The organism is Paenibacillus sp. EKM301P (genome assembly GCF_011800295.1).
GTDB classification, from domain to species: domain Bacteria; phylum Bacillota; class Bacilli; order Paenibacillales; family Paenibacillaceae; genus Paenibacillus; species Paenibacillus polymyxa.
Genome location: NZ_JAALFM010000002.1, coordinates 106,229 through 120,462, shown reverse-complemented (window position 1 = coordinate 120,462; position 14,234 = coordinate 106,229). Strand labels below are relative to the sequence as shown.

At 44.9% G+C, this 14,234-nt stretch carries 9 protein-coding genes and 1 tRNA gene; all 10 read left to right on the top strand.

From position 1 onward, the window contains the following. Nucleotides 1–43: 43 nt before the first annotated feature. Nucleotides 44–1,120, top strand: a complete 1,077-nt coding sequence (gene leuB, locus HFD99_RS05955) for a 3-isopropylmalate dehydrogenase (protein WP_025364393.1) — start codon at nt 44–46, stop codon at nt 1,118–1,120. Nucleotides 1,121–1,440: 320 nt separating this feature from the next. After that, nucleotides 1,441–1,980 carry a peroxiredoxin gene (locus tag HFD99_RS05950; RefSeq protein ID WP_013370083.1) on the top strand — a complete coding sequence of 180 codons (540 nt, stop codon included), beginning with the start codon at nt 1,441–1,443 and terminating at the stop codon, nt 1,978–1,980. A 260-nt stretch (nt 1,981–2,240) separates the two neighbouring features. After that, complete coding sequence (locus HFD99_RS05945; RefSeq protein ID WP_016820546.1) at nt 2,241–2,657, top strand: hypothetical protein; 417 nt, start codon at nt 2,241–2,243, stop codon at nt 2,655–2,657. Between the two features lie 337 nt (nt 2,658–2,994). Further along, complete coding sequence (locus HFD99_RS05940; RefSeq protein ID WP_016820545.1) at nt 2,995–4,098, top strand: ATP-binding protein; 1,104 nt, start codon at nt 2,995–2,997, stop codon at nt 4,096–4,098. Nucleotides 4,099–4,439: 341 nt separating this feature from the next. Further along, complete coding sequence (locus HFD99_RS05935) at nt 4,440–6,581, top strand: bifunctional diguanylate cyclase/phosphodiesterase (protein WP_019686643.1); 2,142 nt, start codon at nt 4,440–4,442, stop codon at nt 6,579–6,581. Between the two features lie 107 nt (nt 6,582–6,688). After that, nucleotides 6,689–6,759, top strand: a tRNA-Gly gene (locus HFD99_RS05930). Nucleotides 6,760–7,023: 264 nt separating this feature from the next. Continuing rightward, nucleotides 7,024–8,061, top strand: coding sequence for a pectate lyase family protein (locus HFD99_RS05925; protein WP_045243983.1), 1,038 nt, complete (start codon nt 7,024–7,026; stop codon nt 8,059–8,061). Nucleotides 8,062–8,422: 361 nt separating this feature from the next. Continuing rightward, nucleotides 8,423–10,273, top strand: coding sequence for a ribosomal protection-like ABC-F family protein (gene abc-f / locus HFD99_RS05920; RefSeq protein ID WP_123796954.1), 1,851 nt, complete (start codon nt 8,423–8,425; stop codon nt 10,271–10,273). A 448-nt stretch (nt 10,274–10,721) separates the two neighbouring features. Beyond that, a complete protein-coding gene (gene pheS, locus HFD99_RS05915; protein ID WP_016820540.1) occupies nt 10,722–11,753 on the top strand; it encodes a phenylalanine--tRNA ligase subunit alpha in 1,032 nt (343 codons plus the stop codon). 28 nt (nt 11,754–11,781) lie between these two features. Beyond that, nucleotides 11,782–14,229, top strand: coding sequence for a phenylalanine--tRNA ligase subunit beta (gene pheT, locus HFD99_RS05910; RefSeq protein ID WP_017426637.1), 2,448 nt, complete (start codon nt 11,782–11,784; stop codon nt 14,227–14,229). Nucleotides 14,230–14,234: the final 5 nt, after the last annotated feature.

Below are 14,234 nucleotides of genomic sequence, written 5' to 3'. Positions count from 1 at the left end.
AGAAATACGGCTGTATGGCTGTATAACAAGAGGAGTGTACGTGATGGCAGACGTTAAAAAGATTGCAGTAATAGCGGGAGACGGAATCGGACCTGAAGTGGTCGCAGAGGCAGAGAAAATTTTGAAACGTACGGAAGAAGTGTTTGGCCACTCATTTGAAACAGAGCATGCGCTGTTCGGCGGGATTGCCATTGATAAGAAGGGGACTCCATTGCCGGAAGAAACACTGGCCGTATGTCAATCTGCAGATGCCGTGCTGTTGGGAGCTGTAGGAGGACCACAATGGGACAACAATCCTAAGGAGCTTCGTCCTGAAACCGGATTGCTCGGTATTCGCAAAGAGCTTGGTCTGTTTTCAAATCTTCGTCCTGCTGTCGTTTTCGATTGTCTTAAGGACGCATCTACTTTGAAACCAGAGGTACTGGAAGGAACGGACTTAATCGTGGTGCGCGAACTGACGGGCGGGATTTATTTCGGTGAGAAGTACAGACGAGAGAGTGCTCAGGGTGAAGAAGCGGTCGATACTTGCGCATATAATGTAACAGAAGTAGAGCGTATTGTTCGTCAATCCTTCGAAATTGCACAAAAACGTCGCAAAAAACTCGCATCGGTGGATAAGGCTAATGTACTGGAAACTTCTCGTTTGTGGCGTGAAGTCGTTAACCGGGTCGCTGTAGATTACCCAGATGTCGAGCTTGAGCATGTATTGGTTGATAACTGTGCCATGCAATTGTTGCGTCGTCCATCTAGTTTTGACGTCATCGTAACGGAAAATATGTTTGGTGACATTCTTAGTGATGAAGCAGCTATGCTGACCGGGTCCATCGGTATGCTCTCATCTGCATCACTGGGAGAAGGCAGCTTCGGTCTGTACGAGCCGGTGCACGGCTCGGCGCCTGATATTGCAGGTCAAGGACTGGCGAATCCTATTGCAACAATTTTGTCCGTTGCTTTGATGTTCCGCCTCACCTTCGGGTACGAGAAAGCAGCTGACGCTATTGAGAAGGCGGTAGCTGAGGTACTGGATGCAGGACACCGTACGGCAGATATCGCGGTGGATAAATCACAAGCGATCTCGACTACCCAAATGGGCGATTTAATTGCAGCAGCTATTCGCTAAAGGCTCCGAAAACGCACCCGTTCTGAAAAAAAGCTTCCTATTATATAGGGCGGTTATACAGTATAACTTTACAGCAAATAATTAGCATCGTAGCTCCTGGGCAATCAGGAGCTATTTGTGTATCAGAAAACTCTAAATGTGAATAAATCGTGAATTTTTAAGCTAGTTTAAAATAATTATAAAAAAGTAATGGTTATAATATTGACTTTGATTTCAGCGAATGATAACATTTATCAAGTAGGTTGTTTATTACAATACAGATGATTGAGGAAAGCACAATTGGTGTTTTTCTTACATATTTTAAAGGAGGATTTCACATTATGGCAGAAAGATTGGTAGGAAGACCCGCACCTGATTTTGCATTGGAAACAGTATCTGGAGACGGTCAAGAATTTGGCTCGGTGAAACTTTCCGATTACCGTGGCAAGTGGCTCGTATTTTTCTTCTATCCACTGGATTTCACTTTTGTATGCCCAACAGAAATTACAGCATTGAGCGATGCTGCTGACCAATTCAAAGAGCTTGATACTGAAATTTTGGGTATCAGTGTAGACTCCGTGCACAGCCACAAAGCATGGATCAACACAGCTAAAGAAAACAACGGTCTGGGCAAACTGAACTTCCCATTGGCTTCCGACATCACGAAAAAAACAGCAAGCGACTATGGCGTTCTGATCGAAGAAGAAGGCGTTGCATTGCGCGGCTTGTTCATCATTGATCCAGAAGGCGAACTGAAATATCAAGTGGTTAACCACAACGATGTAGGCCGCAGTGTAGAAGAAACATTGCGTGTACTGCAAGCTTTGCAATCCGGTGGCTTGTGCCCAATGAACTGGAAACCAGGCGATAAAAATCTGTAATATTAGCTTTACAAGTTGAACTTAAACAAGCAAGCCCCCAACAAGCGGTTACTTTACCGTTGTTGGGGGCTTGCTTGCCTGCACTATGCAGCCGAAGATATAGGAATAGCCTGTCTGATTCATGTAATACAGAGTGAAGTAACAAATAATTATGGAAATGTTGTTGTGTTCTGGAGGAATTTTGCCTGATGAAAGCGAATAAGGTATTGTAGAAGATAAACAAGGCAGAACAGGTTTTGTTCAGAGGAGGCTGAGCCCGGATGAGTTATTGCTGTGGAGCAAGCATGGTAGGAACCAAGGGAACGCTGAAGCATTACCGCACCCAAGTCCATAATGTTCCTTTGCTGTTTTGCCCGGTATGTCGTCGCATTGAAGTTCATTATAAAGTCGAAAATGAGTATGAAATTTTGGCTGAGTATGCACATGGAGATGGGGCATCCGAGATTGATTTTCAGGATTATGTCATGGAAGACGATGATACGATATTTGAAAATTGTGTAAATCGTGAGAGTGAAGATGCAGTTGAAATTGTGAAGCGCCAAATTGACATGTCGCTGGATTTATTGACGGTAGCCAAACAAATGAACGATGAGAAATGGCAGGGAGAGCTTAAGAGAAGACTGGCTGTTATGAGTCAAAGACGATCCCGGCTTCAACATAATAAGAGCGGCAGTTGACATCCTACACACCAAAGAAGCTCTCAAATCTGGAGAGCTTCTTTGGTGTGTAGGGCGCTTATTTTTAACTTATTTTTTTATTTTGGTAATGTTGCGCAGATATTATGACGAAAGAAAATAAGATAAAAATGTGGATTCGACACTTTTTCCGATTGACTGTGATCCTTAATCTTGTCTATCATAAAATAAGACTCGAATCGAAAAAAATGGTCGGAGTTGATTGAAACTGTTTTCTACACCATTTGAAGGGTAATCGATAGATACCTTTCTATTCTTCAAGAATATTACACGTCCGATACGGCCAGTTTATCATTCCGATACAAGGGGGAAGCCTGGCATGATCAGTGAATTCCAAGAAGCCTTGCTTGATACCGTGGGAGCTTGCCCTTCCACACAGATCGCCAATAATAAGTATGAAAATGTACTGGAGAACCTGGATAGTGGTATCATGCTGTTTGACAGTGACGGGGTACTGACCTTTATTAACGTGCAAATGGCGAGATTACTGGAGCTACCACGTAGTTCGCTCGCAGGTCGCAACCTGATGCAAATTTTGCATCATCCTGAGTTAAGTCGGTTTAAGAAGAAGAAAATTATGCGGATTTATAAAGAAACTATCTTTCATAGAAAGCGCTATCATGAGTTGATTGATGAGTATGGTCGGCATTGGTTGATAACAGTGACCTACGGTGATCAGATGGATGGCGATTTTTTGTTTAGTGTAAAGGATGTGTCGGATTATAAGCAGATTGAGCAAACGGCGTATCAAAACGACAAGCTGGCGATGCTGGGACGTATTTCGGCCTCTATCGCCCATGAAATCCGTAACCCGCTTACTGCAATCCGGGGTTTTATTCAATTGCTTCGGCCGCACTTGGTGGAGTTGGGTAGGGATGAGTATGCCCGTATTATTTTAACCGAGATTGATCGTGCGAACGACATTATTTATGAGTTTTTAAATTCGTCCAAGCCTTCTGCTCCACAAAAAACGGCTGTATCTGTGATGGGACTGTTGAAAGAAGTAGTGATGCTGACAGAAAGCGAGGCGTTGATGAAGGGCTGCCAGATCGCACTGGATGAAAATGATGAGCTCATGAAGGTTTCCATTGACGTGAAGCAGATTAAGCAGGTTATCCTCAATATGATTAAAAATGCGATGGATGCCATTGAAAGCATCAGCGGGGAACGAGAGGGATGCATTGATATCCATACCGTGCTTGAGGGCTCTTATGTGCACATTTGCATTGAGGATAACGGCTTAGGTATGGATCACAATACATTGGCGCGTTTATTCGATCCTTTTTTTACAACAAAAGAAAGTGGAACCGGCTTGGGATTGGCTGTGAGCTATCGTATTATCAAAAATCACGGAGGCTTCATTCATGTAGACAGTAAACATGGAAGCGGTACACAATTTAAAATCACACTTCCTGTAGTCTAATATGATGAGATTTTCGCAGAGGGGTCCTGTACATACTATTTCTGTTGTGGTGTGCAGCGTTGGGGTATAGGTATCACCTATTTGAAAAATGTCATCTGAAGCGCATGATCTGAAAAGATGATGCGCTTTTTTGGTACTGTAAGCATGTGCATTTGCATAAATGCGAAAATAAATTCATGAATATAGAACAAAAAAATGATTCACCTTTCACAGATTAAATGCTATTATATACCAGAATACAACATTTTTTTTGATACTATAGACTTAAACAACGGCTTCCAAAGCTGTCAAACGTCTTAGATGATCGGAATCTCCGATATGCAGGGGGCTGAAGAGGCTGAATGAATATACGGCTGGAAGTAAAAAAAACGATAGGCATTGGAATTGCCGCCATAGTTTTATTTGTCTTAGTGCAATTATTTCACGTAACTTTGAATAAAATATACTCCTATAATGTATTTTTCTTGGTATATCCGATTATAGGATTTGCCTGTGCGGCGATTTGTTTTTCTATTTTTTATCAATCCTGGTCCGTATTGCTGGAACAGTTAACCTGGCAGAGACTTCTTATTGCCCCAACGTTTTTGGTGGCTGGTCTGCTTTATCTTGTTCATATCGTTTCGTTTAGTTTCGTAAGCCTGACGGACTTTGCTTTGTCTCCGGGCATTTCGTTGTGGCTGCTGTTTGTAAATCGTGCCTTTACCTCGGTCATGCTCTTATTCGTTTGTTCCCTTCCATTTAGAAAGACGAAGTCAGAATACAAGACAGTGGCTTTGTGGGCAGGGATAGGCTGCACGTTGCTGATTCTAGGAGTTATAAAGGCATATGATGCAGGCTTACCGGATCTACGTATACGGTACGAATTAGGTAACCTGGGCTGGACGTTGAATCTGGTTGTCATGTTACTGCTGGTACTCACATTTATTTTTGGAGTACGAAAATATCGGAAAGTTCGCCCCGCGGAATTGGGCATGTTGCTTATGGTTCGTGGGATTGGGCTGTGTGTTGTGAGCCAGTTGTTCTATTTATTTGCTGAGCAAATGAGTGATATCAATCATCTTATAGGACTTTTGACTAACGTGATTGCGTTTTATAATTTGTTGAGCGGTCTGGTCCGGCTTATGGTTCTGGTTCCTTATCGGGAAAAACAGGCGGCAGAATCTGAATTTAATCATATTGCTTATAACGATGATATAACAGGCCTCCCCAATCGGCGACGTCTTTCCCAGCGCCTGGATAAAATATTGCGCCATTCATTGAAATCTGATGAGACAGTAGCGCTTTTAGTGCTAAATATTGATCGTTTCAAAGCGATTAATGATTCGCTTGGGCATACGGCAGGCAATTATTTGCTGTATGCGGTAGGCGAACGCTTGGGGCATTTTTGCCGCGAAGGTGAAGCGGTCTTTAGCATGGGTGGAGATGAATTTGCCTTTCTTCTAATGGGCTACGAAGATTCAGATGTCATGAGAAATCGTATTGATGATATGGTGAAGCTGTTCGATCAGCCGTTTGATATTAATGGGGAGTCTTATCATGTGATGGTGAGCGTTGGCATAGCTTTGTACCCGTCGGATGCGAATCAGAGCGAACAACTTATTCAACAGGCGGATACTGCTGTACATAGTGCCAAGGAGCAAGGGGTGAATTTTCAGCGGTATGCTAGTGCGATGCAGATGCGAGCGCATGAAAGACTCCAGTTGGAGAATGATTTGCGGCGTGCGCTTGAAAATGAAGAATTTTCATTGGTGTATCAGCCACGCGTCCACCTGCAAAGTGGCGAGCTAACGAGTTTAGAAGCGCTGGTGCGTTGGAATCATCCTCATCGCGGGATGGTGATGCCGGGTGATTTTATTCCAGTAGCTGAAGAAAGTGGCCTGATCGTGCCCTTGGGGGAATGGGTGTTGCGTGAGGCATGTCTCCAAAATAAGCAGTGGCAGGAGCTGGGGTATCCATCGATTCCGATTTCGGTCAATTTATCCATGCGCCAATTCCAGCAAAAAAAGCTGGTTGATGTCATTCGGGGCATTTTGTCCGATACGGGACTGGAGGCACGCTATTTAGAGCTGGAGATTACCGAGAGTATGACTTTTGATAAGGACCGGGCCTTTGAACAGTTGAAAAAAATAAAAGCTATTGGTGTTGCAATCAGTATTGATGATTTTGGAACGGGTTATAGCTCATTGCATTATTTGAAAAATCTTCCGATTGATCGTCTGAAAATTGACCGGTCCTTTGTAAATGAGGTACTGGTTGACAGCAAAAATGCGGCCATTGTATCTACCATTGCCTCTATGGCTCACCATTTGAAGCTGAAGGTTACGGCTGAAGGGGTGGAGAATGAGGAGCAGCTTCAATTTTTGCAGGCGCAGGATTGTCATGAAGGTCAGGGGTATTATTTTAGCCGTCCCATTCCGGCAGAAGTTTTTGAAAAATTGTTTTTACGTAAACCTGTGAATTGGCTGGCTCAGGATGGCGTCTAGTATGCTTGCATTTTACAAAAAGGTAAGTTATACTAAATACCATCCTGATTCAGTTAGTTGACAAAGTTTTGTGCATGTCATACATAAGAATCAAGATGTTATATAATGCGGGTGTAGTTCAATGGTAGAACTTCAGCCTTCCAAGCTGATAGCGTGGGTTCGATTCCCATCACCCGCTTACGATTTTTAAAATTTCGAAACCCTTGTGACTCAAGGGTTTTTATTTTGTTTGCAATAAGAATATATTTTAGCCGGGATACCAATGGGGGATCCCGGCTTTTTGCGTTCCTGCGAACTATTTTCACGCTGATAAATAATACAATATTAAATATTTTTCTTATATGCTATAAATAAACAGATAAAAAGAACTATTTACCATTTTGCGAAAAAAGTATAGTCTCGTAATTGGAATTTAATATAAAAAAAGGATGGTGTAGCTGCGATGAGAAAAATCTCTTTTCTTTTAGCTTTAGCCTTTGTGTTTTTTACTTTTTCAGCAAGTGCTACGTTCGCTGCGACTGATTTCCCAAATACGTCGACGAATGGCATGATTGGTTTTGCTGGACAGGCTAAAAGCGAAACGGGAGCTTCAAAGCCTGCTACAACAGGGGGCAAAAATGGTCAGGTCATCTATATCAATAATCTAAACGAATTGAAAAATCAGCTAGGGGACTCAACACCTAAAATTCTGGTCATCGAAAAGAATATTTCTGCTTCTTCTAAAACCGTGATCAATATTGGTTCCAACAAATCGCTAATCGGCTCTTATGCGCAAAATAAGCTAATCAATATTCATTTGAAAACAACAGCTAACTCGGGAAATGTGATCTTTCAAAATTTAACTTTTGAGCACAGCGCCAGCATTAATGGTAATGATGATATCCAGTTATATCTTACTGCGGGCACAAATTATTGGATTGATCATGTTACTTTTGCAGGTCATAATTATAATGCAAATGGCTCGGATCTGGACAAGCTTTTGTACATAGGGCAATCGGCTGATTATGTAACCATTAGCAACTCCAAATTTGCTAATCATAAATATGGCCTTATTCTGGGTTATCCAGATGACAGCAATAAAAATTATGATGGCATGCCGCATATTACAATTGCTAATAATTATTTTGAAAACTTACTTGTACGCGGTCCAGGTCTGATGAGATATGGATATTTCCATGTGAAAAATAATTATATTAATAATTTTCAGTTGGCTTACACAATAGCAACCAATGCACGAATTTATTCCGAAAATAATTATTTTGGAAAAGGTAGTGAAAAGGGCGGTATTCTGGATGATAAAGCCAATGGTGAATTTAAAGATGTAGGTAGTTTTCCAGCCATCACCAACCAAAAATCGCCTGTGACCCGATGGAATCCGAGCAAGAACTACCGTTATCAAGTTCAAACCCCTGAATATACTAAAGAATTTGTAACTAAGTATGCAGGTTCGTCCAATACAACGTTGGTATTTGGAAAATAAAACTGGTATTGCAAAAATACTGTGATCTGCTATACTGACTGCAAGTAAGTATCCCATAAAAAGGAAGGTAACCATACGTCCGATGAAGTAAGCACACTGATTTTCCCACTCAACTGCACGTTACTGGCAGGCGGCTGCAAGCTGCAACGGGAGAAGTGTGTCTGAAATGAAAGTAGGGACGTATGCGTATATTTCCGAAACGGGATTTGTTTTTTTCGTTCGCGGTGTTATTTTTCATATGCATATGTTCTGAAATAATTCATAGCAGTCATTCTATTTTCCTGTATGCAAGCCGCAGCCTTCTGCGGCTTTTTTTATTGCTTCCGGTGTAAAAACCGGGCTGGGAAAGGATGATCGTGGTATGAAAACCATTTTGCGAGTTCGCAATGTAGTCAAGGAATGGAACGGGACATCTATATTTGAGAATGTGTCGATGGATGTGACGGAAGGAGAACGGCTCGCGTTGTTTGGGAGGAATGGAGCCGGTAAAACAACGTTATTACGAATATTGCTGGGAGATGAAGCGCCAACCTCCGGTCAAGTAGAATATGATTTGCCCATGGAAGAGCGAGGCTGGCTGAAGCAGCAGGATACAGTGGATAGGTCTCGAACCGCACTGGAGGCCGCACAGCAGGCCAGCCCTCGGCATTGGCGTCTCAAGCAAACGCTGGGAGAGCTGGAAGCTGACCTAGCCGATGCTGGTAAGGATATGGAGCAGCAACTGGAGCGTTACGGCGAGCTGATGGATGAATACGAACGCCTGCAAGGCTTTGCTTGGGAGTCTGAGGTGGAAAAGACGCTCACCCGAATGGGAATGCCTACACAGACCTGGTCCATTGCTTATGGTGATCTGAGTGGCGGACAGAAGACGAGAGTACGACTGGCTGGCCTGATGGTCAGGCAGCCCAAGCTGCTGGTACTGGATGAGCCAACCAACCATTTGGATGCCGAAAGTATGCTCTGGCTGGAGCAGTGGCTGTCCTCGTATCCTGGAACACTGCTGTTTGTATCGCATGACAGAGCCTTTTTGGATCAGGTGGCTACGAGTATAGTTGAGCTTACATCCACAGGTATTGAGCGCTATAAAGGTGGTTATAAGGAATATAAAGCGCAGAAGGAGCGGGAACTGCGAGAGCAGGAGGCGAGCTATCGGAAGCAGGAACTGGCGAGACAGGCGCTGGAGGAAACGATTCGAAATTACAGGGAATGGTTTCATCAGGCGCATCGCAGCGCATCCAAGGTTGAAATGGCCATTACGCAGAGCTTTTACAAGGCCAAGGCTAAAAAAAATATTTCCCGTTATCATGCAAAGGAGAAGGAATTGGAGCGACTGGAGGCTAACAGGATAGAGCAACCACGTGAAGCTCCGTCTTTGCACATGAAATTAAATGACAGCGGGTTTCAGGCTAAATATTTGCTGCGTACTGAGCAGGTTGACTTTAGCTACGACGACCATGTCATCGTGAAAAATCTAAATCTGAACGTTGCACGTGGGGATCGTTTGGCTGTTCGAGGACCCAATGGAATTGGCAAAACCACGCTGCTTCGGTTATTAACAGGTCAGCTTGAACCGAAGACGGGAAAAATCACAGCCAACCCACAGTTGAATATCGGGTATTTTTCACAGGAGTTGGAGCAGCTTCCAGAGGATCAGACGTTGCTCGACAGTCTGCTTGCACTCCCAACCATGACCCAAACAGAAGCGAGAACGGTGCTGGGCTGTTTTTTATTTGCCAAAGAGGATGTATTCAAAAGGATCGGAACGCTCAGTATGGGAGAAAAATGCAGGGTAGCTTTTCTGCGTCTGTACTTTAGTGGAGCCAATCTGCTGGTGCTGGATGAACCGACGAATTACTTTGACATTGAAACCCGTGAAATTGTAGAGGACTCTTTACGCCGATATGATGGGGCATTGGTACTCGTCTCGCATGACCGGGAGCTGGTGCGTTGTACGGCAACTCGATTACTCGATATGCAGCCGGGGGGCGGATATGAAATCTACGAGGGGACGGCCGACGAAAAACAAGAAGATGAACGGAGAAGCATCCGAGAGCCCAAGGATCAGGGAGAGCGGGAGGAACGTCTACGATTACAGCTGCGTCTTACCGAACTGATGGGAATGACGGGGACGAGTGAAGCAAATGAGGAGCTCTTGAGCGATATCAGGCGCATTCGTGCCAAGCTGGATCAGTTGAATGATCCCGATATCTGAAGGAATGAAATATAGGCGCTGCTTGCCAAAGTGCAGTAGTTTGCATATAATAATGAACAATAGTTCGTATTTAGAAAATGTCTTGATGGAGAAGAGTAGGCAGTGTCCGATTGAACAGGGAGGAAGCGCCGTAGGATTGAGAGCGTTTCTGCAAATATTGGGCTGTTGAAGTTCGCTCCGGAGCAGTTCCTTGAACCTCAAGCGTCATGTAAATGGCGGTTGTGCAAGTAGGGGATACCGGTTCACGACCGTTACAACGTGCAGAGCGAGATGATGATGCATAGCATGAATGAACCCCCGTACTGATTGCCACAAGGCAACGCATCGGGTAGCTGAACTTCATTGTCTAACGAGGGTGGTACCACGGTCTTTTCGTCCCTTTTCGGGAGAAAAGACCTTTTTTTGTTGTCTGAAAAGCTGGATATGAAGAAAGGGGACTGAACAGGCGATGAGCGAAACCATCCAAATGAAGGAACATTTGCTGGCCTTGAAGGAAGAAGCACTGGAAGTATTGGAGAAGGTGGAAACACCCAAGGAGCTGGCTGATCTACGAGTTAAATATTCGGGTAAAAAGGGTGCACTGACCGAAATTTTGCGCGGTATGGGCAAGCTGAGTGCGGAAGAGCGTCCAGTTGTTGGCCAGGTAGCCAATGAGGTGCGTGAGGCGATTGAAGAGGTCGTTAACCGTAAGCAGGACGAGTTCACGAAAGCAGAAACGAATGAGCGCCTGCAAGCAGAAAAAATCGACGTTACGTTGCCTGGACGCGCAATGCCGCAAGGCGGGCTCCACCCACTTAACAAAGTGATCGAGCAAATCGAGGATATTTTTACAGGTATGGGATATCGAGTGGCTGAGGGACCGCAGGCAGAGACCGATTATTATAACTTCGAAGCATTGAATCTGCCTAAAAACCACCCGGCACGTGATATGCAGGATTCATTTTACCTGACCGAGGATCTGTTGATGCGTACTCATACGTCACCAGTTCAGATTCGCGCGATGGAGGCGATGAAGGGTGAAACGCCTATTAAGGTGATTTGTCCGGGTACGGTATTCCGACGTGATGATGACGATGCAACGCATTCCTTCCAATTCCACCAAATTGAAGGCCTTGTGATTGGAAAAGACATTCGTATGAGTGATTTGAAAGGAACCTTGCTGCAATTTGCACGCGAAATGTTCGGGGAATCGACCGAAATCCGCTTGCGCCCAAGCTTCTTTCCGTTCACCGAGCCAAGTGCTGAAGTAGACGTGACTTTTGTGAAGAAAAACGGCGAGCGCGTGTGGATTGAAATTTTGGGCTGTGGTATGGTGCATCCGAAAGTGCTGGAAATGGGTGGTTTTGATCCCGAGGTGTACAGTGGCTTTGCATTCGGTATGGGTGTAGAACGGATAGCCATTTTGAAATACGGCATTGACGATATTCGCCATTTTTATAACAGCGATCTGTCGTTCTTGAAGCAGTTTGCGCGTCAATAAACAACTATATCAAGGGAAGTGAACCCATATGAAAGTATCATTCGAGTGGCTGTCCGAGTATGTATCACTGGATCAAGTGAGTGCGGAGGAGCTAGCAGAAAAAATCACCCGTTCGGGCATTGAAATTGATGAAGTTGAACATCGTAACCAAGGAATTACTGGCGTCGTTGTAGGCTATGTCAAAAGCAAGGAAAAGCACCCGGATGCGGATAAGCTGAATGTGTGTATTGTCGATGCGGGTCAGGGAGAAGACCTGCAAATTGTGTGTGGTGCCAAGAACGTGGATGCAGGTCAAAAGGTTCCTGTTGCAGTTGTAGGTGCCAAGCTACCAGGAGATTTTCATATTAAAAAGGCCAAGCTGCGTGGTGTTGTGTCCATGGGCATGATCTGCTCGGCCAAAGAACTGGGCATGAATGATAAGCTATTGCCAAAAGAATTGCAGGAAGGCATTTTGGTGCTGCCAGAGGATGCTGAAATTGGTACGCCAATTACGAAGCTGCTTGCCCTGGATGATCAGGTGCTGGATTTTGATTTGACACCCAACCGCTCGGATTGCCTGAGCATGCATGGAGCTGCATATGAAGTAAGTGCCATTCTAGGACGTGACATTTCGCTCGCTGACCCTGCTAAGGATCTGGTGGAAATTAGCGATGCTGCGGCAGATCACTTGTCCGTTAAGGTGGATACTCCTGAACTGTGCACACACTATGCAGCGCGTTATATCACAGGTGTTAAAGTGGGCCCTTCACCGTTATGGATTCAAAACCGTCTGATGGCGGCAGGTGTTCGTCCGATAAACAATATCGTAGATATTACGAACTACGTTATGCTGGAATATGGTCAGCCGTTGCATGCTTTTGATGCGGATAAGCTGGAAAATGGAAATATTGAGGTGCGACTTGCTCGTACAGGCGAAACTTTGATTACACTTGACAATCAGGAGCGTAAGCTGGAACCACATATGCTGTTGATCACAGACGGTGTAAAGCCGATTGCATTGGCAGGCGTGATGGGTGGAGCCAATTCTGAGGTTACGGATGCGACGGTTAGCATTGCGTTGGAATCTGCGAAGTTTGACGGCGGTACCGTTCGTAAAACATCCCGCCAACTGGGACTGCGTTCGGAAGCAAGTCTGCGTTTTGAAAAAGAAGTTGATCCAGGAGCTGTTATACCTGCTGTAAATCGTGCAGCTGCGCTGATTCAGCGTTATGCAGGGGGCACTGTACACCAGGGCATCGTAGAGTCTGCTTCTGCAAAAGCTAAAAACCACATTATCAAGCTGTCGCTAGATAAAATAAACCGATATTTGGGAACCGAACTGTCCCTGCTTGAGGTGAAGACGATTCTTGGTAGACTTCATTTTGGATGTGGCGATGCAGAACAAGGGGTGCTGGAAGTTGAAGTACCTACACGTCGTGGAGATATTACCATTGATGTGGACTTAATCGAAGAAGTGGCACGTCTGTATGGCTATGACAATATCCCAACCACGCCTATTGAGGGACCGACAACTCCAGGAGCTTTGACGGCATCGCAGTCCCTGCGTCGTTCCTTGCGCAGATTGCTGGCTCATGGTGGCTGGCAGGAAACGATCAGTTACTCTTTTGTGCATCCGCAAAGCACAGCTTTATTTAATGCTCTGACAGAAGGCAGCCATCCGGTACGTTTGGCTATGCCTATGAGCGAAGACCGTAGTGTATTGCGTACAAGCATCATTCCGCAAATGCTGGATACAGCGGTGTACAACATGAATCGGAAGCAAGATAATCTGGCGATTTTTGAGATGGGAACTGTATTTTATACAGAAGAGCAAACATTAACCCGCCAGCCGCAGGAAATTCAAGTGCTGAGTCTGCTGCTGACTGGAGTGCGCCGTGAAAAACAATGGAACATCGGAGCCGAAAAGGTTGACTTCTTTGATATTAAAGGTGCGCTTGAAACAGTGTTCGACTATTTTGGACTAAGTGCCAGCATTCGCTATGTGGCTGACCAGCCGCAAAGCTACCACCCAGGACGTTCCGCTTCGGTATGGCTGGATGTGAACGGAAACTCCCAACGGATCGGTACAGTTGGGCAGATTCATCCTGAACTGCAACAGTCCTATGGGCTGAACGATACGTATGTAGCTGAAATCGCGTTGCAACAGCTCGTTGAGCATGCAAACTCCCATATTCAGTTCAGAGAGCTGGCTCGCTTCCCGTCCGTGGAACGTGACATTGCCCTCGTGGTGAATAAAGACGTTGAGGCAGGTGAACTGCTTCGTGTTATTCACGCTGCAGGCGGAGAACTGTTGCAGGATGCACGGGTGTTTGATGTATTTACAGGCAGCAAGCTTGGTGAAGACAAGAAGAGCGTGGCTATTTCCCTGACCTATCGTCATTGGGAGCATACGTTGACGGATGAAGAGATTAATGCGGCGCATTCTCCTGTCGTTACGTCTCTAGAACAAACTTTTGGAGCGGAATTGAGAAAGTAGCAGGA